We start from the raw sequence: 26412 nt of genomic DNA, 5'->3' as shown, positions 1-26412 counted from the left end.
TGCTCTTTTGCCTGGTTTTGTCCCGTTCTGCAAACGCACAGGGCCTGGTAATACGCAATTATAATGTAAAGGATGGGCTTGCCAACGCTACGGTATACAGCACCGTGCAGGACCAGGAAGGTTTTATCTGGTTTGCCACGCCCACCGGCGTCAGCAAGTTCGACGGGAAACGTTTCCGCAATTACACCAAAAAAGACGGCCTTACAGACAACGACGTCATCAAACTGGCGGCGGACAGCCGCGGCAGGATCTGGTTCTTCACCAACAATGGCCGCCTTTCCTACTATTACCGCCACATCCTGCACAACGACGAAAATGATTCCAGCCTGGTATACCTCAGCCGGAGCCATTACATGCAATATGCCTTCCAGGACAAGGCGCGCAACATCTGGTTCCTGAACACCGCCGGCCGGGTGCTTCAATACAACGGCCGCCAGACCACCTACAAACTCGGCACCAAACCCACGGACATTATGTGGCTGCTCAGCCAGGATACGATATTCCAGCCATTGCAGGAATATTTCCACCTGGCCAGTGTCAAAGACAGCAGCAACGAATCCCAGAAAATATTCCTCAGCCCCGCCTTCCCCGTTCAGGACGAAAGATTTGGCTCGCGCATCCGCCGGAACCCGGTGGTGATCGTGAACAATACACTGTATTCCTTTACCCCGCGGGATATCATTCCTTTTTTCAAAGGCTCCGAATGGGGCATCACGGAAGAGATCAGCTGCATGAGCATAGACAAGGACAACCTATGGATCGGCACGCCGCGCTCGCTGTATTTCATCAAAGACTTTTTTAAGGGCGAACGCAAGCTCAGCAAGCTGCTGGACAACCATTTCATCACTTCCATCCTCAACGACCGCGACGGCAACATCTGGATCACCACCTATGGGGACGGGGTGTATCACATCCCTTTCAAAAACTTCTACTTCGCCTACCTGGACAATACGAACGGCCTCTATTCGCATTCTATTTACAGCGTGTTCAAAGACCGGCGCAACGGCCTGCTCTATATCGGCGAAAACGCGGGCATGCTGAATATCATGGACGCCGCGGGCCGCATCCAGCGTTACCCGCTGGACTCTACCGGCGGGCGGAATAGCGTGCTGAGCATATTGCCCATGCCCAAAGGCGGCACCGTGATCGGTACGGACAATGCCATTTACGAATATTCACCCGGTATGCGCAAGCCCCGCGAAGCCCTGAAGCTCCGTAGCATCAAAGACCTGGACGTGACGCCCGGCGGCAAAGTAAGGGTAGTGGCAAGGAACAAGGTGGTGAATGGCCTGGACGCCCGCCCCATGGACCTCAGCAACCTGGAAACCCAGATATCCTCCGTGGCCTGTGTGAGCGATACGTCCTATTACCTCGGTACCGGCACCGGCCTGTATTACAGCGAGGGCAACCATCAGCCTATCCCCATCCAGGACGATCCGCGGCTGAGCCAGAGCATCAAGGACCTGCAGTGGATCGACGGTTTCCTCTGGATCGGTACCAGCGACCAGGGCATTTTTGTATTAAAAAATAACCGGGTGATCCGCCACTTCAGGACTGCGGACAACCTGGTGAGCGATATCTGTCAGCAGCTCTATTATGACGGGAACGGCCGCCTGTATGTGGCGACCAACCGCGGCGTGTCTGTGATAGACACCCGCAACCGCGTGCTGCTGCGCAACCTTACCTCGAACGACGGGCTCATGAGCGACGATATCCGTGGCCTGAGCCACGCGGGAGATACGCTGTACATCGCTACTTCCAACGGGCTGTGTTATTTCTCCAGGGACCACATCCCGGTGGACACGGTGCCGCCGACGGTATACCTGAACGCCATCCGTTACGGGGACAGCAATTACCTGCCCCGGGCGTATTTCCAGCATATTTACCAGCGGGGAAGCTCATTCGAGGTCGAGTTTGGCGCCATTGCCTACGACCTGCCCGACCTTGTGGAGTATCAATATAATTTCTCCAACGACACATCCTCCGGTTGGGTAACCACCATGAGCAACATCGTGCCTTACCCGAAGCTGCTGCCGGGCGATTATACGCTGCTGATCAGGGCGCGGAAGTACAAAAGCGACTGGAGCAAGCCGGTGGCGCTGCGCATCAATATACTGCCCCAATGGTACCAGGAATGGTGGGCAAGGGGTATACTCGTACTGCTGGCGATAATGGCCATCCTGCTCATCCTGCGGTATATCATCAACCGGGTGAAGGGAGGGGAGAAGCGCAAAACGGAATACAACCGGCGCATAGCCGAGCTGGAGGCCAAGGCGCTCACCAACCAGATGAACCCGCATTTTATCTTCAATTCGCTCAATTCCGTGCAGCATCTCATCCTGGAGAAGGAAGAGAAGCAGGCGCTGAACTTCCTGGCGGATTTTGCCACGCTCATGCGCCAGATGCTCAATAACAGCCGGAAAAGCTACATCTCGCTGGAAGATGAGATCGCTTTCCTGGCGCGGTACCTGGAGCTGGAGAAGATCAGGTTCGCCAACTCCTTTGTATATAAATTTGAATTAAGCCAGGAATTGAAGGAATACACCGTCTATATTCCGCCGATGCTGATACAGCCTATTCTCGAAAATGCGGTAAAACACGGGCTTGCTCCCAAGAACGGAAGCGGGCACCTGCTGGTGCGCCTGGAGATGCAGGGAGACCTGCTGTATTGCGCTGTGGATGACGATGGGATAGGATGGGAGCATGCGAACAGTATGAAGTCCGGCAAGCTTGCAAAACATGAATCCACCGCGCTGAGTGTTATTAAGGAAAGGCTCCAGATTATTAAATCTTTTAATGGAAGCGTTGGAAAGTTAGAAATTATTGATAAATTTAAGTCTGGATTCGGCAACAAGGAAGGTACCTTGGTTGAAATCCTGATTCCCATTGTAAAGATGTTATGAGTATTATAAAAGCTGCCATTGTTGACGACGAGGTCCGCAACATTCATATCCTGCGAAACATTTTGGAAAATTACTGCAAGGATGTTAAGGTGATAGGCGAAGCACAAAATATCCATGAGGCCGCGGAAATGATCAAGAATAACCCTATTGATGTTTTGTTCCTGGATATTGAGATGCCCCCACATAACGGTTTTCAGTTACTGGAAATGTTCCCTGTCCTTAACTTCGAAGTGATTTTCATTACTGCTTTCCAGGAATATGCGCTTCAGGCGATCAAATTCGCCGCGCTGGACTACCTGCTCAAACCTATCAAGGTGAGTGAGGTGGAAGATGCATTGGAGAAAGTGAAGAGAAGCAAGAAGGGCCGCCTGAACGAACTGGCATCTATTCTCAAAGATTATGTTAAAAACAATGATAATGCGTTCTCCAAGATCGTAATACCCGTAAATGACGGGTATAATGTCATTGACCTGAAAGATATTATCTACTGCGAGGCATTTGACAGCTATACCAAGATCCAGCTGATCAACAACGTTTCCCACCTCATTTCCAAATCCCTCAAGGAATACGAGGAAATGCTCTCGGATAAAGGTTTCTACCGCGTACACAAGTCCTTCCTGATCAATATCCACCATATTGTCAAGATCATCAAAGGATTAGGGACCGCCGTGATCATGAGCGACCAGAAAAACATTCCCATTTCATCCCGCAAAAAGGATGAATTCTTCACCCAGCTCAAAGGTGTCATCAACCTCTAGCCCCACCTTTAAGCCCTTTACCTGTTACCATTATATTATTTCACCGCAGCTTTATGATCGTTAACGAGCCAATTTTGATCGTTTACCAATTGGCAGGATCTCCTTATTACATATAATACTAAATTTAGTATAGGGTTTTCATAGGATATATGGTCATTCTTGTGAGCCTTTACAATAATGGCCATAAAAAGCCCCGGCGTATGCCGGGGCTTTTATTTTGTAAGTATTAAGTGCTTACAATAACAAAGGGCTCCTGAAAACAAGAGCCCTTTAATCCTAACCTATAAAACCTATATGAAAACACATGTTAATGTCTGTAATATCTAACTGCGTCAGAACTCGGCGCTATTTGCCAGGTTCAGATCGTAGTAATAAATGTTGGCGTACCGGTCCCGGATATAAAAACCTTCCAGCCTCACCTGCTTTTTGCCATTCAGTGCGCTTTTCAGTTCTTCTATATTCCTGATCTTCGTAGCGCCAGCCTTCAGGATAACGAACTCGGGCTTCATATTCGTCTGTTTCTTGATAAGACCGCTGCTGATATTTGCGACCATTACCCCGCCTTCTATGCCCAGGTTCTCCGAAAGGTTCTTTTTTAAGGGTACAAAGTCAGCCCCCAGGTAATCGAGTACACTCAGCTTTACAATGTCCGTATTCCCGTCGAGGTTCTTCAGAATTGCGTTTGCGGTATACTCTTTATTGTCGCGTAAGTAATTCACGCTGACCTTATCACCTGGTTTGTATCGGCTGATCTGTTCCATCAACTCCGGAATTGATGAAGTATTTACACCATTTATCTTGGTTATGACGTCTCCTTCTTTGATGCCCGCCTGCGCGGCTGCGCCTGTCGGCGGTACTTCCAGTACTTTGATGCCGGCCATATCACGGCTCATTTTAAGGTCTTTAAGTTCTCCCTCCGTCATCGTATTCGGGTCCTTGTATATAATGCCAAGGTACGCCCGCTGAACGTTGCCGAATTTCATCAGGTCGTTCACCACCTTCTTCACCAGGTTCACCGGGATGGCGTAGGAATACCCCGCGTAAGCCCCGGTAGGGGAAGCAATGGCCGAGTTGATACCTATCAGCTCGCCGGCCGTATTGATGAGGGCGCCCCCGCTGTTCCCCTGGTTCACCGCGGCGTCCGTTTGTATGAACGATTCGATGGCCGTGCGGCTGTTCCGCCTGTTGATACCGATTGCGCGCGATTTGGCGCTTACGATACCGGCCGTTACCGTGGTTTCGAGGTTCAGCGGGTAACCTACCGCCAGTACCCACTGGCCCACCTGTACATCGTCTGAATTACCGTACAGGAGGTAGGGGAGGCTGGTGGCCTTTATTTTGATCACCGCCAGGTCCGTGCTTGGGTCTGTACCCACCACGGTGGCTGTGTAATATTTGTTGTTGCTCAGGGTCACGGATATTTCATCCGCATCGTCCACCACGTGATTGTTGGTCACGATATACCCGTCGTCCGAGATCAGTACGCCGGAGCCGGATGCCATCTGGCCGGGCGTGTAATACCGGCGGCCGCCATCTCCTTCGTCATATCCTTCCCCGAAAAACTCTTCCAGCAGGCTTTTCCTTTTCTGGAGATTGTTTCCCAGCTGTTTGGGATTGATCTTCGTTTTTATATGTACCACTCCCGGTGTGCCTATCTTCGCCGCCTGCTGGAAATCAGTCGGTGGCGTCAGATTGGTGTTACCTGTGGAGCCGGGCATGTAACTGGCATAATTTACAGGGATAGCATCGGAACCGTTCTGGTAATACCCCTGCGGCTCCTTCTGGAAATACTTACTGTAAACAAATATGCTCCCGACCGCTGTGGCGGCGCTGATCAGGATGGTACCCGCAACTTGCGAAAATTTCATATTTGCACTGGTTTTAAAAGGGGTGATTGAAATAAAGTTTTCTCAGGTAACCTAAGATCAATTTACATGCCCTTCCTTACAAATTTAACGGAGATCACAGCTTGTAAGTTGCAACATGGAAGTATTTAACAGATTTTTATATCAATCGTTAAAACCTCCTTAATTAAAACGGCACAGGCACTGCCAAAAGTATGGCAATGCCTGTCAAGATAACAAGTTCGGGTGACATTTTGTTAAGCCCCGCATTTACAGCGAAGCCAGGAAGGCAGCGGTATCCACGCCATCCGCGTAGTCCGTCAGCGAGGGATATTGCGCCTGCCCGAAAGGGATGGCATCCTTTGCCACAAGGCACTGAAGGTCCGGGTTTTCCCGCAGCTGTGTTTCCAGCTCCTCCCTGTTCCGGTAGAAGCCGTAATGCAGTACGCTGAGCGGGCTGAAAAGGGATTCGCTTTCGTGCAGCAGCACGCTGTCGTTCGTTTGGTACGGACTGAGGTTCAGCAGGTACAATGCGAGGTTATAATCGTAATTGTTTTTGTATTTGTGATGATCCGCCAGGCGGTCGTACTTTTTCAGTGCGGTGAGCAGGGGGCTGAAGTCGTAACCTTCCGGTACATATACTTTCGTGACGTTCCTGCATCCCAGCCCGAAGTACAGCATCACGTCGTCCGCCAGCGCGCTGAGCTCTTCCGGGGTCTCGCCGCCGGTGAGCACGGCGGCTGAAGTACGGTTGCGGCGGATGATGTGCGGGTATTTGGCAAAGTAATAGTTGAAATAACGGGCGGAATTGTTGCTGCCGGTGGCGATGTACGCATCGCAATCTTTCAGCATCTCCGCCACCACGGTGTCCTGCGCGGCTTCCGGCGCCCATTCCGCGATCTTGCCGAAGATATGGGGCAGCAGCACGTTGTCTTTGGAAGATAGTTTGACCCGGATCTCATGCCCGCTCAGGAAACCCGTAAGCCAGTCGTGAAACCCCACAAGCGGAATATTACCCGCCGCCACAATGCCTACCTTTTTGCGGACGGCCGGTTTCCCGAAACCGGGATATAACGCGATCCATGCTTGTAAAGCGGCGGGGTCCAGGTAATATTTGCAGGTATTGGCGATCGCCAGGTCTGTGAACTCGGGGGTAAACCAGCCGTTATGCGCAAAAGCACGCTGTTTGACCAACCCGAGGCTTTCCTGCTCCTCTTCAGTGCCATTTCCCCTCAAATACGCCTCCAGCCGGCTCAGTACTGCTAATTTTTGCGATAATTCCATCATATCCCCTAAAAATAATTTGAGTATTTAAATTGTAGATATTCTATTTTTGAAGCAAAATTAATGGCTTACTTCCTAAACAAAAAGTTTACAATATGGCAATTAAGATAACAGACGAGTGTATAAACTGCGGAGCGTGTGAACCCGAATGCCCGAATAATGCGATTTACGAAGGTGGTGTAGAGTGGGCAATTGCAGACGGAACCACTGTAAAAGGGACTTACACCCTTATGGACGGCTCCGCTATGGATGCGGACCTGCGTAACGCCCCCATCAGCGTTGATACCTATTATATTGTGCCCAATAAATGTACAGAATGCCAGGGTTTCCACGAAGAGCCCCAGTGCGCCGCCGTGTGCCCGGTAGACTGCTGCGTGCCCGATGAAATGTACCAGGAAACAGTGGACGAGCTGATGGATAAGAAGGCCCGCCTGCACATCTAACCAGCAAATACATCTTTAAAATTGAAATAATTCACCGAAAAGGAAGTACCAGCGGTATGTTGGGCCTTCCTTTTTTGTTATTTTGCCATCTATGAAGAAGAATATAGCCCTGGTAGCCGGCGGATACTCCGGAGAATACGTGATATCCGTGCAAAGCGCTGTTGTGATCGAAAAAAACATCGATCCCGCGCTCTACGACGTTTACAAGATCATTATCACCAAAGACAGCTGGACTTACACTTCTCCTGAAGGCGTTGCCGCTGAGGTGAACAAAAACGACTTCAGCCTTACCGTAAACGGGAAACCTATCCGCTTCGACGCCGTTTTTATCGGCATCCACGGCACGCCCGGGGAAGACGGCCGCCTGCAGGGATATTTCGAGATGCTGGGTATCCCTTACACCAGCTGCGGCATGGTTACCTCCGCGCTCACCTTCAACAAAAGTTATTGCAACAAAGTAGTGGCGGCGCTCAACGTGGTGAACGTGAGCCGCTCCGTGCATATATTCCGGGACAAACCTTACGATGCCGCTGAGATCCTCGGCCAATTGCGCCTCCCCGTATTCGTAAAGCCCGCCGAGGGCGGCAGCAGCATCGGCATGAGCAAAGTGAACAAAGCCGATGAACTGGAGCCCGCTATTCAGAAAGCGTTCAACGAAGACAGCCAGGTGCTGATCGAAGAATTTATCAAAGGCACCGAAGTGACCTGCGGCCTTTTCCGCGCGCAGGGCAACATGACCGTGCTGCCCCTCACCGAGATCCGCAGCACCAAAGAGTTCTTCGACTACGAAGCCAAATACACCCCGGGTATCACCAACGAGGTGACCCCGGCGGAAATAGCCCCCGAAGCGGCGGACACGATCCGTGCCGCGGCGCTGGAGCTGTACAACCGCCTGAACTGCAAGGGCATTGTGAGAGCGGATTTTATCCTGGAAGAAGGCACGGGCAAAGTATATTTCCTGGAAGTGAACACCATGCCCGGCCAGAGTGAAAACAGCCTGGTGCCCCAGCAGGTGCGCGCGGCAGGGCTTACCCTGCGGGCGTTTTACGGCATGCTTATTGAAGAATGCCTTGCGGCTGTTAAAAATTAAGTATACTTTGCTAATATGAAAATGTTTCACAATATCACAAGGCGTTCCTTCGGCTTCAATGTGCTCGTGATCTGCGGGCTGATCGTGCTGTTGGGGATCCTTTTTTTCCTGTCCCTCGGGTTCCTCACCCGTCACAACCAGGAGGTGACCGTGCCCGACGTACGGGGTAAAAGCATCCAGGAAGCCACTTCCGTGCTGGAAGGCCTCGGCTTTGACGTGGAGGTGCGCGACTCCATCTATATCGATACCATGCGTGCCCTGTTGGTGTACGAACAGACGCCCGAGCGCGGCGATGTGGTGAAAAGCCACCGCACCATTTATCTCACGGTGAACAAATTGGTGCCTCCCATGGTGCCCATGCCGGACCTGGAAGGGCTTACCTACCGCAGCGCGGAAATGACGCTCCGTGCCCGCAGGCTGAACATCGGGGATACGATCTATAAACCGGACTTCGCTACCAATACCGTATTGCAGCAGCTGCTGAATGGCAAACCCATCAAGCCGGGGAAAGAAATACCCGAAGGCAGCAATATCACCCTCGTACTGAGCAGCGGCACCGGCAGCATGGAAAACCCTGTGCCCGAAACCGTGGGCATGACCTATATGGAAGCCCGCGAAGTGCTGGCCGCGAGCAACCTCAATATCGGGACCGTACTGATAGACGGCGGCGTAACGGACACTTTAGGCGCCTTTGTATTCAGGCAGAGCCCCCCGCGCAGGAATGAACTGGGCGAGCTGAACCTGATACGCGCGGGAGAAAGCGTGGACCTCTGGCTGAGCGCCGCAAAGCCCGTTAAGGATTCCATTGCGCCTGTGCAAAAACCGGCAACGGAAGAGTAGATTATTTACCTTTGTAAAAATTTTCGCATCATGCAAACTATAACACCCGAAGAACTGAAAAAGCGCCTGGATAGCGGGGAGACCGTTACCCTGGTGGACGTACGCGAGCCGCATGAAAGAGAGGAGTTCAACATCGGCGGGATACACGTTCCGCTGGGAGACATCCGCGCCATGCAGGTGGACGAGCTGGAAGACTATAAAGACAAGGAACTGATCGTGTATTGCAGAAGCGGCAACCGCAGCGGGCAGGCATGTATGGTACTGGAAACCATGGGCTTTACGAACCTGGTGAACCTCACCGGCGGCATGCTCGCCTGGCAGGAAAAGATCAGCCAATAAGCTATTATACCGCACAACATAAAGCTGCCTCTAACGGGGTGGCTTTTTTATTGCCTGTAGCATCCGTCCTGGTAGTATTTTACCTAAAACCCTGAGCTTATACGATAGATATAGGATCGATATACGATCGTTATAGGATAGATATAGGAGAGAACGGTGAAAAAAGTATCGGTCTTCACCGGTGGGGCTTCCTTTTATCTGCTATCCTAACTTCCCGCCCGGCAGCACCGCCGTGGCTTCAATTTCCACCAGCAATTCCTTGCTGATGAGGCTTTTTACCTCCACCATCGTGGTACAGGGCCTGATAGCCTGGAAAAACTCCCCGTGCGCGCGGCCTATTTCTTCCCATTTCGAAATATCGGTTACGAACATACGCGTACGCACCACGTCGTGCAGCGAAGCGCCGGCCTTTACCAGCGCGGCCTCGATCTTTGCCAGCGCATGTTTGGTCTGCTCATAAGCGTTCCCGATGCCGATCACTTTGTCACCGTCCTGCGACACGGTGCCTGATACTTCCACCACATTGCCGATCCGCACTGCCCGGGAGTAGCCTACTTTGGCTTCCCAGGGAGCGCCTGAACTGATGTTTAGCCTTTGCATATGTTGTGTTTTAAGGTTCGAAAAAACAGCTGCTGCCGCCTACCCAATCCAGGTCGCGGTTATAGTTCACACCGATCATTTTGCCTTTGCTCAGGCGCGCGAGGTTTTGCGCCAGTATGGGAGCGGGCGCATCGTCCGGCCAGCAGTACATGAGGCGTATCTCGCATTTGGCGGGGCCGGTGGGCGTTTCTATGGCGGCGGCGTATTCCACTTTCTGCTGCAATATCCAGTTCTCCGGATCTTCTATTTTCTCCACATCGGCGGGAGTGGGGTCTATGATCACGCCCTGCCCGGCGAAAGAAAACAGCGGCTTCAGTACATAATTTTCCAGGTCCTGCGGCAGCACGGGCAGCTCGTGAAGGAACCAGGCTTTGGGCGCAAAAGGCCCGTGTATAAAGGGCAACAGGAATTTACTGATGCGGTAATACCAGTTGGGGTGCGTGGCCCATTCCACTTCCAGTTCGTGTTGGAAATTGACGATATCGCCCAGTTGTTCCCTGTGCGCGGCAACGTCTTCGGATATCATGCGGTTGTAGATTCGCTGTACGCGTACCCTTTCGCCGTTCCTGAGATAATAGAGTTTTTTGCCTTCCTGTATGAGGTCGGACACGCATACGGCCGGAATGCCCAGCATCGCTTCCGTACACACAAAATCGATCAGCGTCTTCTGCTGCTGGGGCATTACTTCCAGCAGTATGACGTTGGAAGGGTGATGTGTGCCCAGGATGCAGCGGCGCAGCAGTTCCACATAACCCTGGAGGTCGAGCCCGGGGCCGAAGGTGGAATAAGTATCCGGCACATCCGTATGGCGGCGGTACTGGCGGGCCAGGAGTTCCTGGAAACCGAACAGGCTGGGGAACCCCTGCAATTCGATCAGCTGGGGCGCCAGCTCCCCGGCTTCGTTGCGGGTAATGGCAAAATCTATGATGATGAACTGGGCATGATGATTTTCTTTCGGTACCAGCTGGCCTTTGGGAATGGCGGCTTCTGTAATGGCGGTGAGGTCCGGCCGGAGGATCACTTCTATCACGGCATCTCCCGCGGCTATAAGCTGCTCCTGTAATGCTTTCGGAACGAACACCGGCGTTTCAGCGACCCTGAAGGCGGGCGTGACGCCGGTTTCCACGGTCAGGCTGGCCAGAAGGTCCGCATACCTGGCGGGGGTGAACTGTTGATTATAAGCCTGGCGTATGGAAGGGATCATGTCGGTTTGGTTTGGGAAAACTGGTACGCGAGCGCTTCTTCCAGGAAGTTAGGCAGCAGCGTATCGTGCGTGAGCAGGATCTTGTCCGGCTCTTTCAGCAGCTCCAGCATGTTATCAAATTTTTCGCGCCCGTGCTCTTCCACCACGCGTTGTTTTTTAGCGGGGGTGAGCAGGTGTTTGCGCATCCCGGGCCCGTCCGCTTCGGGATGAAACTGTGTGCCGATCATATACGGCGAAAAACGGATGGCCATGGTAGCTCTTTCAAGCGGCACATGCGGCCTTTCTTTTTCAATGGCGAGCACTTCCGCACCCATGGCAGCCAGCTTTTCTTCATTGGGTTGTATCACTTGCCAGTTGCGGCTGTCCACGATATAATAAGGATCGGGGAGGCCGCTGAAGATCGGTTCAGCTTCGCCGGCTTTTGTTTTGTGTACAGGGAACACGCCAAAGGCCGGCGACCTGCGGCGGCAGACGGTGCCCAGATCAAAATACCTGCACACTACCTGGAAGGAATGGCAGATGAGGAAGATGTGTTTTTTGCGGTTGCTGGGCTGAAGGTTCCACTCCAGCACTTTTTCCAGCCAGTGGAAATAAGCCTTTTCCCAGTCGCTGCCGGCACTGTCCACAGGACTGCCGGGGCCGCCGCTGGAGATGTATACGTCGTAACCCAGGTCCGGTACCTGCTTTTGCCCGCGCACTTCAAATTCATTGATCTGCATAGGCACCTGTGCCGCCTCCGCAAATTGCAGCAGCAACTCGCGTATACAGCGCATGCCCTCGTTGGGGACGCCTTCGTACATATCCAGTATAGCTATCTTCATGTTTACCCTACAAAATTACGGCAGAAACTGCGATTGTATATAATCCACCACTTTCACCAGGTCCCCGTTGTGTTCTTCAAACACTTTCAGTTGTTTATCTGCCCCCGTGCCTTCCGCCAGTATCTTGTTCACGCCATCCACCGCGGCGGAGCGGGTGCCGAGGTCATCCAGCACATCGTCCACAAAATCCAGCAGTTCGTAGATCAGCGCGCGGGTGTTCACTTCCATTTCCTTCCCGAAATCGATCAGGTTGCCGTCTATGCCATAACGCGATGCGCGCCATTTGTTTTCATTCACCAGCGCGCGGTTGTAAATGATAAAGTTCAGGTTCTGGTTGCGCAGCTTGTATATTTTCACGCATATCGCCTGGAAAAGCGCGGTGAGCGTAATGGTTTCCTGTAAAGTGAGCGGTACGTCGCAGATGCGGAACTCTACTGTGTTGAAGAACGGGTGCACGCGAAGGTCCCACCACACTTTTTTCGCGTTGTCTATACAGTTCGTTTTTACGAGCAGTTTAATGAAGTTGTCATATTCCTCGATGCTCGTAAAATAGTCAGGTATGCCGGTGCGGGGGAATTTGTCGAACACCTTGGTGCGGAAGGATTTAAAACCGGTATTCCGCCCTTCCCAGAAAGGGGAGTTCGTGCTGAGCGCAAACACGTGCGGCAGGAAATAACGCACGCTGTTCGCAATGTGCAGCGCCATCTCGCGGTTCTCCATACCTACGTGCACATGCAGCCCGAAAATAAGATTGGACCGGGCGGCGTCCTGCATTTCGTTCACCAGTTCAAAATACCGCGGGTGGTCCGTGATCAGCTGTTTTTCCCATTTGGAGAAGGGATGCGTGCCGGCCGCACCGATGCTGAAGCCCAGGTCCCCGGCTATCTGCGTAATGGTCTTGCGGAGCAGCAGCACGTCCTGGTAGGCTTCTTCGATGTTCGCGCATATCTGCGTGCCCACCTCCACAACGGCCTGGTGCATTTCCGCTTTTACTTTATCCTTGATCACTTTCTGCGCCTGCTCCACAATCTTTTGTTCATGCGAGCGCAGCTCCCGCGTTTGCGGGTCCATTACCATGTATTCTTCTTCTATTCCAAGTGTAAAGGCTCCGTAATTCATGTCTTGTAATGCGTTTCAGCGGTGAAGTTCGTAATTATTTGCGATCCTGCTGCACGGCCTCTTTCAGCCAGTTGCCCCAGGTCAGGTTGTCTTTCCCGTTTTCCTGCGCCATGGCCCGTTCTATGGCATACCGCGCGGAATGTTCCACCACCCATTCAAAGTTCGCCTCACCTACAGACTGGAGGTCCGCATCGGGGGCGGGATTACAGAAGTCGATGGCATAAGGCACGCCGTCCCTCACGGCAAATTCCACGGTGTTAAAATCATAACCCAGCGCCTGGTTCAGCAGGAGGGTGTATTGTTCTATCTTTTCTTTTAATGAGGTGCTCAGTTCAAAATCCGCCTCATACCGTTTTTCAGGCGCGTTGCGCGGCTCGTAGGGCATGATGTGTACATGCCTGCCGCCGATGCAATAACAGCGGAAATAGGACTCAAAAACGATCTCTTCCTGCAACAGCATCACATGCCGCCCGGTCTGCGCATGCAGCTTAAAAAATTCTTCTTCGTCCTTTACGCGGTATACGTTTTTCCAGCCGCCGCCCGCAAAGGGTTTCATATAAGCGGGGAAGCCGGTCACCGCGAAAATGGCGTTCCAGTCCAGGGGGTAATGAAGGTTGCGGAAACTGTTTCCGGTGGTATCGTCCGGCAGCTCAAAGCTCGGCAGCAGTGCGGTGCCGGGCACGGGTACGCCTGTATGCAGGCCGATGGCGTTGTTGAAGAATTTTTCGTCCGCGCTCCACCAGAAGGGGTTGTTGATCACGGCGGTGCCCTGTAAAGCGGCGTTTTTCAGCCAGGCGCGGTAAAAAGGCACGTCGTGCGAGATGCGGTCTATGACCACGGCATATTCCGGCGGGCCTCCCTGGAGGGCTTTGCTGATCAGCACGGGTTCCGCCATCATACCGGGGCCGCAGTAACGGTTCACACGGTCTGTAAATGCCTGCGGATACGTGTTCTCCTGTCCGTAAAGGATACCGATCTTTTTCACGCTCAGTGCTTTAGTAAAGACAAATAGTGCGGCAGCATCTGCCTCCATGCGGGCCAGTCGTGCACCATATCGGGCCTTACGTCCAGCCAGTGCTGTATCGATTTGTTGTTGAGGATGCCGGAGAACTGTTCGTTCTGCCCCCGGGTGACGTCCCTTTCGGCTGCGCCCAGCACAATGCCCATCCGCCACAGGTCCGGGTGGGAATTGTCCGGCATGTAGTCCATGGGGTTGTTGAAGTAGATATTGTCATCATAATGCCCGTCCGTCCTGGACCGTATGTCCAGCAGGCCGCTCATGGAGAAAAGGTAGGCGACTTTTTCGGGGTGCCTGAAAGCGAAATTGGCGGCATGGTACCCGCCGAAGCTGCAGCCTGCCACGGCTACGCGGCTATGGCCCGTTTCCGCTTCAATGCGGGGCAGCACTTCGTGCAGGATAAGTGCATCGTACAAGGAGTGGTTCCGCGCCCTGTCCGCCGGGTGTATCTCTTTGTTGTACCAGCTGAGACTGTCTATCCCGTCCGGGCAGTAGATCCTGACCCTTCCGTTCCTGACGAACCAGGAGACCGAATCTATCAGCCCCCGGTCTTTCCCTTCGTAATAACGGCCCATGGACGTCGGGAACAGGATCAGCGGGTAACCGGCGTGGCCGAATACCAGCATCTCAAATTCACGGCCCAGGTGGGAAGATTGCCAGGTATGGTAGTTTTCTGTCAAAGGCTCGGGTTTTATGGAAACACGCCTGCTTGGCGAAGGATATGTTACGAATTTCATGAAAATTTACGGGTTCTCAAAGGTGGCAGGGAATTATTTGAGGGGCGGCAGGGATTTATCTGGCGGCGGGCAGCAGCGTGTCCAGGAACATCTTCCACGCGGGGTCCGGCCGTATGGTGATGCTGCGCTGGTATTCTGAAAAATTATCCTTGTAAAAGGTTTCCATCACCATCCGCAGATCCGCCGTGTCCCTGACGTAATAATAATCCGTGCGGCGGCATTCCTGCAGCACAGCGCCGGCATGTACGCTGGTTACCAGCATCCTGAGCTGTGTGCCGGCCGCGTCCGCGATGGATTCCTGCGTTTCAGCCAGCTCCGCGCCGGGTTTGCATCCGGGGATGGTAAGGTCCGTCACTAACAGGAAAGGATACGTGGCATCAGGGGCGGTAGCTTTCAGTGAAGTGTTTACCTCGTATTTCTGCGCATTCCGGGGAGCCTGTTGGCCAAATGCAGGCTGGAAGAGCAATAGAACAGGTAATAACCGGATATGGAACAATTTCATAATGCAAGGTTTCTGTTCTGTAAAATAACATTTCTGGCGTTATTTCTTTAACTTAGTAAGGAAACCCGCCGCATATGCTTCCCAGAAAAGAATCCTTCGGACAGTACTCTCTTTTCCTCCAACGGGAGGTCACTTTCGATGTATATCTTCCCGCCAACACAAAGGATACGCCCCACCTGCTGCTCATGAACGACGGGCAGGACCTGGATCAGCTGGGCTTCCCTTCCATGCTGGAACATCTGCAGGATACCAGCCATCCTTCCCTCTGGGTAGTGGCCGTACACGCGGGCGCGCAACGGATGCAGGAATATGGCACGGCAAGGCATGTAGACTACCAGGGCCGAGGTTGTAAAGCGGCACTGTACACGCGTTTTATCATGAGAGAACTCCTGCCTTTCCTCGAAAGCCGCTACCACCGGCCATTCCCGGATAAAACATTTGCAGGTTTCTCTATGGGCGGACTATCCGCGCTGGACATCGTGTGGAACAATCCCCAGGCTTTTCACAAAGCAGGCGTATTCTCCGGCTCGCTTTGGTGGCGCAGCTCAAATGGCAATCCCCCGCAGCGCATCATGCACCGCCAGGTGCGGGAAGGGCGTTTTCACCCGGACCTGCGGTTCTATTTTGAAGCAGGCACGCAGGACGAAGAGTCCGACCGCAACGTGAACGGCGTGGTGGACGCGGTGGACGACACCGAAGACCTGGTGCAGCTGCTGGAAGAAAAAGGATATGAGAAAGGCAAACACATCAAATACGAACTGGTACAGGGCGGCAAACATGATATGGCCACCTGGGCCGGCGTGATGCCCGGTTTCCTGGAATGGGTGGTGAACAGCTGAAAACTGGTCTCTATTCTTATCCTGCCCGCATTTTTCCCTTTTGCGTAAATCTTTTTCCCGAATGTTAAAACTACCGGACCCCGGACGGGCAACCTTTGCGGAAACTTTTACGAAAGATGAAGAAGCTTATACAATTCCTATACCTCCTGCTGCCGTTTGCCGCTTTTGCAGGCAATACAGCCAATGAGCCGGAGTATGGATCGATCAAAGGAATGATCTCGACGAATGAAGGCAGTCCCGCAATAGCCGTAACCGTAGTGGTGAAAGGCGCGAACAAACACGGTATCACCCGCGAAGACGGCTCTTTTTATATCAACCGCGTACCCGTAGGGAAATTCCAGCTGGAAGTTTCGCTGGTAGGATATGAAACGCTCCGCCAGGACGTAACCGTGGAGAAAGGCCAGACCACCGCCGTAAACCTGGAACTCCAGGTATCCAGCACCCAGCTGAGAGAAGTAACCATCACCGGCGGCGTATCCAATAAATTTGTAACCAAGGAAAGTGAGCAGATCGCCCGCCTGCCGATCAAGAACCTCGAAAACCCGCAGGTATACCATACCGTGGGGCAGGTTGTGATGAAAGAGCAGCTCGTCATAGAACGCACTGACATTTACAGGAATATCGCCGGCGCTGTGCCGAACTTCTCGGCCGGTGGCTCCCAGGGCCTCAGCCTCCGTGGTTTTTCAGGCACCATCGGTATGCGCAACGGCATGGCCACCAGCGCCATCGTACCGCTGAACCCCGTGATCCTGGAACGGATTGAAGCCATCAAAGGCCCCTCAGGCACCCTGTTCGGCAGCAACCGCAATACTTCTTTCGGCGGTGTGTTCAACTACGTGACCAAAAAACCGTATGACCACTTTGGCGGCGAGGTAAGCCTTACCGGCGGCAGCTTCGAGTTCGCCAGGATCACGGCGGACATCAATACGCCAGTAAACAAGTCGAAGACCATGCTGTTCCGCCTCAATACCGCTTTCCAGTCGGAAGGTTCTTTCCAGGATCAGGGGTATAACAAAAACTTCACCATCGCCCCCGTTTTCACCTACCAGCTCAACGACCGCACCAAACTGACGGTGGACGCGGAAATGACGCGCGGTTATTACACCACTACCACCATCGGCATTTCAGCGGCCGCATTGGGAAAGATGTCGGCACGTAATTTCAAAGACCTCCAGCTGCCTTATAAACAATCGCTCATCAACAACGGGGTGGACATTGCCAACGGCATCAACAACCTGCAGTTCAAACTGGAATACAAGATGTCCGACCAATGGAAGTCTGAGACCAATTTCCTCTATTCCGAAGGTTTTTACAAATCCCTGCTGTGGACCAGCCTCAACTTCCTGACGGACTCCACCATCGCCCGCGGGATGCGCAACCAGACACCCGAGACCTTTGGCAACATACAGGTACAGCAGAATTTTATCGGTGATTTTAAGATCGGCAACTTCCGTAACAGGGTAGTGATAGGCCTGGATTACAACTATAACTACAACGAACTGTACCGCGCCGTATTCACCTACGATACCATCAACCTGCGCCGCAATATCCCGGACATGAGCGCGCAAAAGATCGACGACCGTTCTGCGGCTGCGGGTTTCAACGGTACTTCCACCAAAGCATACAACTACGGCATTTATATTTCCGATGTGTTCAACATCACGCCCAGCCTGATGGCGATGCTGAGCCTTCGCGCGGACCGCTACACCACAGATGGTACTTACTCCTTCGCCACCAGTAAATTTACCGGCGGTTACAAACAGAATGCACTGTCGCCCAAATTGGGCCTCGTGTACCAGGTGGTGAAAGACAAGGTGTCTCTCTTCGCGAACTACATGAACGGTTTTGCGAACCTCGGCCCCGCTACACAGCCGGATGGCACCATCCTTGAGCTGAAGCCGCAGTATGCCAACCAGTGGGAAGGCGGTATCAAAGTGGATGCATTCAACAAAAAGCTGAACGCAACGGTGAACTACTACAATATCGACGTGACAAATTCCACCCGCCTGGAAACCATAGACAGCAAACAGTTCACCGTACAGGATGGCACCCAGCTCAGCCGTGGCTTTGAAGCGGAAGTGATCGCCAATCCAATTCCCGGCCTGAACATTTTTGCCGGGTATGCATACAATGACAACACGTATAAAAAGGCCACCCCGGCGCTGGAAGGCAAAACATTGATGGCCAGCCCTAAAAATGTAGCCAACTTCTGGGCCAGTTATTTCCTGACCCGTGGTAAAGCCAGGGGCCTTGGTTTCGGCATCGGCGGCAACTATGTGTCCGATTCCTGGTTCGAGAGCAGCAACGTATTTGTATTACCCGGATACACCCTGCTGAATGTAGGCCTGTATTACGATCAGCCTAAATACCGCTTCTCCCTGAAAGGGAACAACCTGCTGAACGAAGAATACTGGATCTCTACTGGTACTCCCCAGAAGACAATCAACTTCCTGGCGAGCGTGGCGGTGAATTTCTGATTTAAAAGGGGCCGACCGAAAAGTACTAATAGTCCTGAAAAAGGTCGGCCCTTTTTCCTTGCAGAAAGAGGGCCGATATGCGCTTAAAGCCGGGTTTGGGCTCATAGCCCGCCCTTGCCGACAATCTGGACAAAATCCACCTGAAAGACTCAAAAAAGGAAGCCTAAGTTGCCAACATTTATTTTTGTTTCATTCTGTAAATCGAGAAATCGGAAGTCTGTCCATCGTAAACAGCGGACATTGTAAGGGAAAGGCTGGAGGTGCCCAAATCTGAGCTTGCCAAAAATGCCGAAAAGCTCAATAATACTTTCCCGTTATCAAGATGCCAGTTTGAATGCTCACTGTGCTTATGACCTCCTGAGAGACCAGACATCCCTGAATTCGGCGGACCATACACATCATTTAAGATCGTAAAGATTTCAGCGGTTTCATCAGTTGGGGCAAACAATATTTCAATAAGGGTCACTTTCATCTCTTTATCCGGAACAATAAATATCCGCTCTATACTTCCTGAAAGTAGGGCGCTTCCGGTCAATTGATAGATATCGCCGGTGTAAACGAAGAATGTGTGGTTCTCATCATTAGAAAAGTAATCCTCGCGTTGGGGGAATATTGAATACAAAATTACGCTGTCCAGGTCTGTTATTTTTTTTCCAATCTGAATACTCCCAAAGCCGGTTTCGTTCAGCTTATTGTTCATTTGTCCAAGGGATTGTTTGGTTGACAACATTTGCATCAAAATGAGTGCCATTAAAAATGTTATTCGGGTAACCATTATCGTGAAATTAACAAAAAATTCTTTAACAGTCCCTGCCCCAAAACTTTAAGGTCCTCCAGAGTGTGGGATCTTTCACAGTAAAAGAGCTCACATCGGTTGATACCCTTGATGGAGATACATATTGGTTCTGGTAATATTTCTTGCGAAGCCTGATGTCAATTTCATATTGCCATGCATTTTTGAACATCGCCACGAAAGTATCATCGTTGAAATTATGTGGCATGGCGTTAGGATTTGCCATAACATATAATGCTATCGCCCTGTTGATGGTCCTTTCCGCACTTTTGGCTGCGTCGGTTAGAATGTCTCCTGCTTCTGAAGCGTGAATGATATCTCCTGCATATGTTTGCCTGGGTAACCCTACTTCAACTGTTCCAACATTCACTTCAAAGATACTACTGCTTCTAGTCGGGTTATGAAACCCAAACCGATAATCGCTGATCACGGCAGCTTGCCACGTGTCTACTGGGTCCCTTACCAGATTAAACGAGCTTTTGCAGGGGATGAGAGCCATCTGAGCATCGTCTATCTCCGGTAACTCGTCGGGCAGAGGCACATTGTCGCAGGATCCGGGAAGGCCGCTTCCGCCGCCGCCAGGATTGCTTCCCGCTCCATTTCCGCCACCGCCTTCACTGCCGGAACCTCCGCTTCCTGGTCCTTCCCCGCCGACGCCTCCACTTTCCCATTCGTCGCTGATCCAGTATGTCTGGCTAACACAGTCCTGATGATACACCTTTTCAGTAATGCAGTTTCCTTCAGCGTCTGCGATGCAGACCCACCATGAATAGCAGCTTTCTACAACGAATATTTTTGTGTTAATGGTTACCTTACCGTGATTATCGGCTATCCGGGCATTTTCGAGATACTTTCGTTCAATGCAATCAAGGGGAGGTTCTATGGGATTGTTTTCTCCCGTAGTCCTCGCATTAAGTGCCATCATGAGATTTTTGACCTTTACGCCATTTGCAGCGCCTTTTTTTCTGCTGTACCCGTAATAATTAACATCAACATTCGGATAGAGCTGGTACTGTAGCGAATCCCCCAACTCAAAGGCAATAAATCCAGAAATCTTTGAAGCACCTGAAAGTTTTAAGGGGATCGTATATACCGTGGTGCTGTTGCGTTGCCCAATCAGGCCCTTTTCCCACAGCGGCATTCCATATTTATCCTCCAATCCAAGCAGGTAAGCAGTTTGATATTGTTTTTTTTGAATTTCCTTTATCAAGGTGATAAGCCGACTATCGGCGCTGTCGGATAATTGTAGGATAGCTGGAATTTGTAGATGGGGAGGTTCAGCGGTATTTTGTTGTTTATTGCAAGCTGCAATTATCAGAAACAATAGAAACATGCTGGCTAAGAGTTGCAAGATGGAGTTATTCTTCATAGTTTTTACGTTTAGGGAAATGGGTTGACTTGTTTCAGAAAATGGGAGAGGGTGCCACCTCAGCTTAGTGAAAAAAATAGCAGTTGTAAATGATGCAATAATATGATAAATACAAAATGATCGCGTGTGCAATATTCAAATTACGTATAAACCCTTGGAGGGAAATATGCGTAGAACCACTGGCGAACGGATGGCAGGCTTGACATCCTCAGTATCACGATAATGATTAATCTGGAGATCTAGGCAAAAGTTAAAGCCGGATTGTAGCTACCATCAAAACTCCTCACAAAAAACAAAGGGCCGACCAATTAGCAAAGTTTGCTTTTTGGTCGGCCCCATATTTCCGAAAAGTATTCCTTAGTTAAAGATATACCTCGCGCCCAGCTGCATCTGCCAGCGGGAAGCGATACCGGTATTCACCTGCCATGGTCCGTCGATCCTGTTGAAAGAATAACGGGGCTGGCCGCCGGGGCCGTTCTTATCCCTGAAGGTCAGGAAGTTATTCGGCGTGGCGTTTTGAGTAACGCCCCAGTCGCTGTTAAACAGGTTGCCGATGTTGATCACGTCCAGCGTAAGCTGAAGTTTGCTTTTGGACTTGGGTGCCAGTTTGCTGAAATCAAATTCCTGCAATAACCTGAAGTCGAAGCGGTTAGCCCAGGGAAACTCTATGCCGTTCCTTTCCGCATATTGGCCACGGCGCCCGTTCAGATATTTGTTGTTGTTGAGGTAATTGTTCAGGTCGGTCCAGATCTGCGCCGGGGTACGGGTATCCACGACGCCATTCTGAGTGGCGCTCGGTATCAGGATGATGTCCGATTCGTTCCGGGGAATATAGATCAGGTCATTGCTGGTGCTGTTATCGTTATTGCCGATTGCACCGCTGCCGCCATATACGTAGCTTATGCGGCTGTTGTTGAACTGGTCGCCATACACCTGTCCTTCATAAACGAGGGAGAGGGTGGTACCCAGGAACTTAGCCCATTTGATGTCGTAGCTCAGCTGGCCGATCACACGGTTCCTTACGAGGAAGTTGGTACGGGCTAATACCGGAATGTTCGGGTCACCTACGATCTGGTTGCCGTTGAAGGCGCTGGCAGCCTGTGAGCCGGGGCTTGAGGTAACGTCCTTGGCATCGGTGTAGGTGTAGGCGATAGAGCCGCCTAAACCGAAATCGAAGTTCTTCTGCAACTGTGCGGTGAGGGCATAGGAATACCCTTTAGAAGTATTGTCCAGTACGATTGCGTTTACAACAGAAGGGTTTATGCGGTTTGCGGTGCCGCCGGGGAAAGTAGCCCTGTTGTCAGGTCCCACAAGCGTACCGTTGGGTGCTACCAGGTTGGCATCACGGTGAAACACAGCGTTGACGTCTTTGGTATAGATACCTTCCAGCGTCAGCACGAAATCCGCCGGGAGGCGTATGTCTGCTGCCAGGTTGGAGCGCCATACCTGGGGGTATTTGAAATCCTTATCCATTGTGGCTAGCTGATAAGTAGGCGCCGCTGATGCGTTGGCAGGGATGTATGCAGTTACGTCATCCGTAAAGTACCGGTTGTTGGGTGCCGTGGGCGGCTGAGAGAATTCGGAACCGAAAAGGAGACCGTTCTGGCCGGCCTGGTTCACTGCCCATACAAAAGGTATACGCCCGGTGAAGATACCTGTACCACCACGTACCTGGAGGCGTTGGTTATTCATCACATCCCAGTTAAAGCCGAGGCGGGGGCTCCAGAGCACCTGCATTTTGGGTAGTTGGGACACGTCCAGCTTTTCGCCATCGCGGAACGTCATGGCCGTTACTTTATCATTGGCCATCAGGTCCGTAGGGTACCAGGGCATGTCTACCCTGAGGCCGTAGGTGAGCCTGAAGTTCTCTTTGATCTGGAATTCGTCCTGTGCATACAGTGCAATACTCGCCGTATTCATTTTGGCAATCGGGGCGGGGTCGCCCTGTATGGCTGAGTAGGTCAGCTGGTACAGCAGGGGATTGACAGGAGCGCCCTCGGTCGCGTTAAAGAAAGATTGCGGGTCCGCAAACCTGTACTGGCCGTAAATGAACTGGGCGAAACCGTTGGAGAACTTATTGTAGTCCGCGCTTACGCCAAACAGGAAAGTATGTTTACCGGAATAAATATTGAAGTTGTTCGTGATCTGCCAGAGGTCCTGCGAAGAATTGTTCAGGCCGCTGAATGGCTCGGAACCGAATGAGATCATGTTCTGACCGCTGCCGTTCTGGATGTCCACCACGGGGAAGGGTTTACCGCCGAAGATGTCGCGTTTGTCCCTGAACCGGCTGTAGTTAACGCTCAGGTTGTTGGAGAACTTGTTGGAAATAGTGCTGTTCCATTCTGCCGCAAATGAATTGAGCTTGTTGAACTGGCGGTATTTCATATTCTCAAACCAGAGGGAGGTGAGGCTTGCGCCGCGGCCGTTGGAGTTGGAAGTGCTGGGTGCAATATCCCTGTAGGCATTCAGCCAGGAGTAACGGAACGTGAATTTGTTCTTTTCGTTGATGTTCCAGTCCAGGCGGAAAGTGATCTTGTCGTTATTGGTCGGGAGAGAGAAGTCCTCATACCTTCCCGGGTCATAACCATACTGGTCCTTCAGCAGGGTGCTCAGTGAATCCAGCAGGCCCGCGCGTACGAAGGAAACGCCGGGAGGCAGCAGCCTTGCTTCTTTAATAGAAGTATCGCGGTTGGCCCTCCAGGTGCTGGAAGGAGTGGTTTGTCTTTCCATTTCGGCATTGATGAAAAAGAACAGTTTGTTCTTGATCAACGGACCGCCAATGCGGAAGCCGTATTGGTTCTGTTTGAAGTCATTCCTTACTACCTCGTTTCCTTCCACTTTTTTGCCCGTCAGTTCTTTGCTGCGGATAAAAGTATATACGGAAGCGGATATTTCATTGGTACCGCCCCTGGTAACCGCATTGATGCCCGCGCCGGTAAAGCCGCTCAGTTTTACATCATAAGGCGCCAGGTTGATCTGCAACTGCTCTATCGCGTCAAGACTGATGGGCTGAGCGTTTGTCTGCCCGCCGGGCAGCTCGGAAAGACCGAAGGCGTTGTTGAACGTAGACCCGTCTATCGTGAAGCTGTTGTACAAACCGTTACGGCCCGCAAAGTTCAGCTTCTTGCCGGATTGGGGCGTGAGTTTGGTGAAGTCTTCCACGCCGCGGTTCAGCGTAGGCAGGTTGTTCAGCTGCTGGCTGTTGATAAAAGTGGCTGCGCCGGTGCGGGAAGGGTTAAAGGTCTTATCCTGGCGTCCTTTGATCACCACTTCCTGTAAGCCGGTGGCGGCGGTCTGAAGGGAGAAATCAAGCCGGAGGGTCTGGCCCAGGGGAAGGCTTACGTTCTCAGTTTTTTCTTCTTTGTAGCTGACGTAGGTAACAGTAACGGTATAAGGTCCTCCAACACGCATGTTGGGGATATTGTAACGGCCTGTTTCGAGGGTAGTGGTTCCGTATACGGAGCCGGTAGGAATGTGTACCGCCTTTACAGTGGCGCCAATTAATACTTCGCCGGTTGAGGCGTCTTTAATAGTTCCCGTCATACCACCGGTAGTAACCTGCGCAAATGCGGAGACCACACCCAGTAGCAGTAAGCATGTAGTGAGTAATCTTTTAAATCCCATAACAAACGATTTGATGATGCAGCAAAGATGACGAAATATGCCGTTCGAACTTTAACTTGAAATTAACAAATTGTTACATGTTAATCGATTGTAAGTTAAATGCGGTTAGATTTTGATTTCTTACCTGTTATAACCTTTTTCAAAGCTGAAATGTTCAGGTTTTACTGTAGAATTTTCAATAAATCGAATTAAAATAAATATAATACGGGAAGTTATCCACAGTTACCCAAAGGGTAGTGGGCAGGTCCCATATCCCCAAACCTCAACTTTATATCCTAACTTTGCACATCTTTTATACTAACCGAGGAATCATATTATGCTGGATACCATTGAATCCGCCATTGAGGATATAAAACTGGGGAAACTGGTGATTGTAGTGGATGATGAAGACCGCGAAAACGAGGGGGATTTTATCACAGCCGCACGCAACGTAACACCGGAGATCATCAATTTCATGAGCACGCACGGCAGGGGCCTTATCTGCGCCCCTTTAGTGGAAGAACGCTGCGAGGAACTGGGACTTGAACTTATGGTGCGGGACAATACCGCCCTTCATCAAACGCCTTTTACCGTTTCGGTGGACCTCCTGGGCAACGGCTGCACCACGGGCATTTCCGCCCATGACCGCGCCAAAACCGTCCAGGCGCTCATCCATCCCGATACCCGCCCCGAAGAACTGGGCAAACCCGGGCATATTTTCCCGCTGAGAGCCAAAAAGGGCGGCGTACTGCGCCGTACCGGCCACACGGAAGCTACCATAGACCTCGCCCGCCTCGCCGGCTTCGAGCCCGCGGGCGTACTGGTGGAGATCATGAACGAAGACGGCTCCATGGCCCGCCTCCCCGAGCTCCGCGAAATCGCCCGCCGGTTCAACCTGAAGCTGATCTCCATCAAAGACCTTATCGAATACCGCCTCCGCACGGAATCCCTCATCGAGGAAGAAGTACGCGTGCAGATGCCCACCAAATACGGCAATTTTGAGCTGGTAGCCTTCAAACAGCTGAACTCCGGCGATATGCATATGGCCCTCAAAAAAGGTGATTGGAACCAGGGAGACCCGGTACTGGTACGCGTGCACTCCAGCTGTTTTACGGGGGACATCCTGCATTCCCTCCGCTGCGACTGCGGTGAACAGCTCCAGGCCGCCATGCAGATGGTCGAAAAAGAAGGCAAAGGCCTCATCCTGTACATGAACCAGGAAGGCAGGGGCATTGGCCTGATGAACAAACTGAAGGCCTATAAACTCCAGGAAGAGGGCAAAGACACCGTAGAGGCCAATCTGGAACTGGGCTTCGGTATGGACGAGCGGGACTACGGCGTTGGCGCCCAGATCCTCCGCCACCTGAACGTTACCAAGATGCGCCTGATCACGAACAACCCCCGCAAACGCGCCGGCCTGAAAGGTTACGGCCTGGAAGTGGTGGAAAACGTGGCCATCGAAGTATCGCCCAACCCGCATAACGAGTTCTATCTCAAGACCAAACGCGACAAACTGGGGCACGAGATTCTGAAAGGATAATTTCCCCTTACCAATATTCAAAGCCGTCCCGGAGAATTCCGGGACGGCTTTTTTGTTGGTCCCGGCCGTTAATTAAAACTATGCACTTTAGTGTAAGGGCTTTAGTAATACGGAAAACTCCAACACAGAACCAGCGTTGTTTGGTGCGTCGTTGTGAAAAGGCCGTCATCCTATGTTTGTAGTGGCTATAAAATAGGAAGAACTTAGTTTTATGTAAAAAAAACAGAAGAGGAAAAAGGAATCAGATTATTTGTCGTCATTGGTCAAAAGACCGTTCGCAATGCTAATC

The 26412-nt window shown here is 51.7% G+C and carries 21 protein-coding genes; 9 read left to right on the top strand and 12 right to left on the bottom strand.

Annotated elements, in window-relative coordinates:
• Positions 1–17: 17 nt before the first annotated feature.
• Both EG028_RS16775 and EG028_RS16770 read left to right on the top strand, forming a co-directional pair.
• Positions 18–2903 (top strand): sensor histidine kinase, encoded by a 2886-nt coding sequence (locus EG028_RS16775; protein ID WP_162946569.1) that lies wholly within the window; start codon positions 18–20, stop codon positions 2901–2903.
• Positions 2900–3661, top strand: a complete 762-nt coding sequence (locus EG028_RS16770; protein ID WP_074237512.1) for a LytR/AlgR family response regulator transcription factor — start codon at positions 2900–2902, stop codon at positions 3659–3661. The genes EG028_RS16775 and EG028_RS16770 overlap by 4 nt, the downstream gene beginning before the upstream one ends.
• Positions 3662–3993: 332 nt before the next feature.
• Here EG028_RS16770 and EG028_RS16765 read toward each other — a convergent pair whose 3' ends face one another.
• Both EG028_RS16765 and EG028_RS16760 read right to left on the bottom strand, forming a co-directional pair.
• Positions 3994–5529, bottom strand: a complete 1536-nt coding sequence (locus EG028_RS16765; RefSeq protein ID WP_120517889.1) for a S1C family serine protease — start codon at positions 5527–5529, stop codon at positions 3994–3996.
• A gap of 246 nt (positions 5530–5775) precedes the next feature.
• On the bottom strand, positions 5776–6792 hold the full coding sequence (locus tag EG028_RS16760) for an acyl-CoA reductase (protein WP_241559168.1): 1017 nt from the start codon (positions 6790–6792) through the stop codon (positions 5776–5778).
• A gap of 92 nt (positions 6793–6884) precedes the next feature.
• Here EG028_RS16760 and EG028_RS16755 point away from each other — a divergent pair, with 92 nt between their 5' ends.
• From EG028_RS16755 to EG028_RS16740, 4 genes are all read left to right on the top strand, one after another.
• Positions 6885–7232 carry a 4Fe-4S dicluster domain-containing protein gene (locus EG028_RS16755; RefSeq protein WP_120517890.1) on the top strand — a complete coding sequence of 116 codons (348 nt, stop codon included), beginning with the start codon at positions 6885–6887 and terminating at the stop codon, positions 7230–7232.
• 91 nt (positions 7233–7323) lie between these two features.
• Positions 7324–8322 (top strand): D-alanine--D-alanine ligase, encoded by a 999-nt coding sequence (locus EG028_RS16750; protein WP_120517891.1) that lies wholly within the window; start codon positions 7324–7326, stop codon positions 8320–8322.
• A 15-nt stretch (positions 8323–8337) separates the two neighbouring features.
• The gene (locus tag EG028_RS16745; protein ID WP_120517892.1) at positions 8338–9162 is read left to right on the top strand and encodes a PASTA domain-containing protein; all 825 of its coding nucleotides are present in this window, start codon (positions 8338–8340) and stop codon (positions 9160–9162) included.
• A 30-nt stretch (positions 9163–9192) separates the two neighbouring features.
• Entirely contained in the window at positions 9193–9501 is a 309-nt protein-coding gene (locus tag EG028_RS16740; RefSeq protein ID WP_120517893.1) for a rhodanese-like domain-containing protein, read from the top strand.
• 201 nt (positions 9502–9702) lie between these two features.
• On the opposite strand, the gene EG028_RS16735 is transcribed toward EG028_RS16740, so the two are convergent.
• The 7 genes from EG028_RS16735 to EG028_RS16705 all read right to left on the bottom strand — a co-directional run bounded on the left by EG028_RS16735 (position 9703) and on the right by EG028_RS16705 (position 15502).
• A complete protein-coding gene (locus EG028_RS16735; RefSeq protein WP_120517894.1) occupies positions 9703–10101 on the bottom strand; it encodes a RidA family protein in 399 nt (132 codons plus the stop codon).
• A 10-nt stretch (positions 10102–10111) separates the two neighbouring features.
• Complete coding sequence (locus EG028_RS16730; protein ID WP_120517895.1) at positions 10112–11305, bottom strand: hypothetical protein; 1194 nt, start codon at positions 11303–11305, stop codon at positions 10112–10114.
• Positions 11302–12126 carry a type 1 glutamine amidotransferase gene (locus EG028_RS16725; RefSeq protein WP_120517896.1) on the bottom strand — a complete coding sequence of 275 codons (825 nt, stop codon included), beginning with the start codon at positions 12124–12126 and terminating at the stop codon, positions 11302–11304. Before EG028_RS16725 ends, EG028_RS16730 begins: the two co-directional genes overlap by 4 nt.
• Positions 12127–12141: 15 nt before the next feature.
• Positions 12142–13245, bottom strand: a complete 1104-nt coding sequence (locus tag EG028_RS16720; protein WP_120517897.1) for a carboxylate-amine ligase — start codon at positions 13243–13245, stop codon at positions 12142–12144.
• 34 nt (positions 13246–13279) lie between these two features.
• The gene (locus EG028_RS16715) at positions 13280–14230 is read right to left on the bottom strand and encodes an ATP-grasp domain-containing protein (RefSeq protein ID WP_120517898.1); all 951 of its coding nucleotides are present in this window, start codon (positions 14228–14230) and stop codon (positions 13280–13282) included.
• Positions 14231–14232: 2 nt separating this feature from the next.
• Positions 14233–14943, bottom strand: coding sequence for an esterase family protein (locus EG028_RS16710; protein ID WP_120517921.1), 711 nt, complete (start codon positions 14941–14943; stop codon positions 14233–14235).
• Positions 14944–15055: 112 nt separating this feature from the next.
• Entirely contained in the window at positions 15056–15502 is a 447-nt protein-coding gene (locus EG028_RS16705) for a DUF695 domain-containing protein (protein ID WP_120517899.1), read from the bottom strand.
• 74 nt (positions 15503–15576) lie between these two features.
• Here EG028_RS16705 and EG028_RS16700 point away from each other — a divergent pair, with 74 nt between their 5' ends.
• Both EG028_RS16700 and EG028_RS16695 read left to right on the top strand, forming a co-directional pair.
• Positions 15577–16341: an alpha/beta hydrolase gene (locus tag EG028_RS16700; protein ID WP_120517900.1), complete on the top strand. Its 765-nt coding sequence runs from the start codon at positions 15577–15579 to the stop codon at positions 16339–16341.
• 116 nt (positions 16342–16457) lie between these two features.
• The gene (locus EG028_RS16695; RefSeq protein WP_120517901.1) at positions 16458–18818 is read left to right on the top strand and encodes a TonB-dependent receptor; all 2361 of its coding nucleotides are present in this window, start codon (positions 16458–16460) and stop codon (positions 18816–18818) included.
• A gap of 178 nt (positions 18819–18996) precedes the next feature.
• On the opposite strand, the gene EG028_RS16690 is transcribed toward EG028_RS16695, so the two are convergent.
• The 3 genes from EG028_RS16690 to EG028_RS16680 form a co-directional block, all read right to left on the bottom strand.
• On the bottom strand, positions 18997–19569 hold the full coding sequence (locus EG028_RS16690; RefSeq protein ID WP_123864693.1) for a hypothetical protein: 573 nt from the start codon (positions 19567–19569) through the stop codon (positions 18997–18999).
• A 49-nt stretch (positions 19570–19618) separates the two neighbouring features.
• Positions 19619–20980, bottom strand: coding sequence for a hypothetical protein (locus EG028_RS16685; RefSeq protein ID WP_120517903.1), 1362 nt, complete (start codon positions 20978–20980; stop codon positions 19619–19621).
• A gap of 357 nt (positions 20981–21337) precedes the next feature.
• Positions 21338–24523 (bottom strand): TonB-dependent receptor, encoded by a 3186-nt coding sequence (locus tag EG028_RS16680; RefSeq protein ID WP_162946570.1) that lies wholly within the window; start codon positions 24521–24523, stop codon positions 21338–21340.
• A 397-nt stretch (positions 24524–24920) separates the two neighbouring features.
• Between EG028_RS16680 and EG028_RS16675 the strand changes: the two genes are divergently transcribed.
• Positions 24921–26123: a bifunctional 3,4-dihydroxy-2-butanone-4-phosphate synthase/GTP cyclohydrolase II gene (locus EG028_RS16675; protein ID WP_120517905.1), complete on the top strand. Its 1203-nt coding sequence runs from the start codon at positions 24921–24923 to the stop codon at positions 26121–26123.
• The last annotated feature ends 289 nt before the right edge of the window (positions 26124–26412 follow it).

This window comes from Chitinophaga barathri (assembly GCF_003807585.1).
Taxonomy (GTDB): domain Bacteria; phylum Bacteroidota; class Bacteroidia; order Chitinophagales; family Chitinophagaceae; genus Chitinophaga; species Chitinophaga barathri.
The sequence above is the reverse complement of the archived record's forward strand: the minus strand, read 5'-3'. Positions and strand labels throughout refer to the sequence as shown.

Coding starts and splice junctions, on each gene's coding strand:
- EG028_RS16745 (WP_120517892.1), top strand. CDS start 8,338: ATGAAAATGTTTCACAATATCACAAGGCGTTCCTTCGGCTTCAATGTG.
- EG028_RS16695 (WP_120517901.1), top strand. CDS start 16,458: ATGAAGAAGCTTATACAATTCCTATACCTCCTGCTGCCGTTTGCCGCT.
- EG028_RS16680 (WP_162946570.1), bottom strand. CDS start 24,523: ATGACGGGAACTATTAAAGACGCCTCAACCGGCGAAGTATTAATTGGC.
- EG028_RS16760 (WP_241559168.1), bottom strand. CDS start 6,792: ATGATGGAATTATCGCAAAAATTAGCAGTACTGAGCCGGCTGGAGGCG.
- EG028_RS16685 (WP_120517903.1), bottom strand. CDS start 20,980: ATGAAGAATAACTCCATCTTGCAACTCTTAGCCAGCATGTTTCTATTG.
- EG028_RS16740 (WP_120517893.1), top strand. CDS start 9,193: ATGCAAACTATAACACCCGAAGAACTGAAAAAGCGCCTGGATAGCGGG.
- EG028_RS16690 (WP_123864693.1), bottom strand. CDS start 19,569: ATGGCACTCATTTTGATGCAAATGTTGTCAACCAAACAATCCCTTGGA.
- EG028_RS16705 (WP_120517899.1), bottom strand. CDS start 15,502: ATGAAATTGTTCCATATCCGGTTATTACCTGTTCTATTGCTCTTCCAG.
- EG028_RS16675 (WP_120517905.1), top strand. CDS start 24,921: ATGCTGGATACCATTGAATCCGCCATTGAGGATATAAAACTGGGGAAA.
- EG028_RS16750 (WP_120517891.1), top strand. CDS start 7,324: ATGAAGAAGAATATAGCCCTGGTAGCCGGCGGATACTCCGGAGAATAC.
- EG028_RS16735 (WP_120517894.1), bottom strand. CDS start 10,101: ATGCAAAGGCTAAACATCAGTTCAGGCGCTCCCTGGGAAGCCAAAGTA.
- EG028_RS16700 (WP_120517900.1), top strand. CDS start 15,577: ATGCTTCCCAGAAAAGAATCCTTCGGACAGTACTCTCTTTTCCTCCAA.
- EG028_RS16765 (WP_120517889.1), bottom strand. CDS start 5,529: ATGAAATTTTCGCAAGTTGCGGGTACCATCCTGATCAGCGCCGCCACA.
- EG028_RS16770 (WP_074237512.1), top strand. CDS start 2,900: ATGAGTATTATAAAAGCTGCCATTGTTGACGACGAGGTCCGCAACATT.
- EG028_RS16725 (WP_120517896.1), bottom strand. CDS start 12,126: ATGAAGATAGCTATACTGGATATGTACGAAGGCGTCCCCAACGAGGGC.
- EG028_RS16755 (WP_120517890.1), top strand. CDS start 6,885: ATGGCAATTAAGATAACAGACGAGTGTATAAACTGCGGAGCGTGTGAA.
- EG028_RS16720 (WP_120517897.1), bottom strand. CDS start 13,245: ATGAATTACGGAGCCTTTACACTTGGAATAGAAGAAGAATACATGGTA.
- EG028_RS16730 (WP_120517895.1), bottom strand. CDS start 11,305: ATGATCCCTTCCATACGCCAGGCTTATAATCAACAGTTCACCCCCGCC.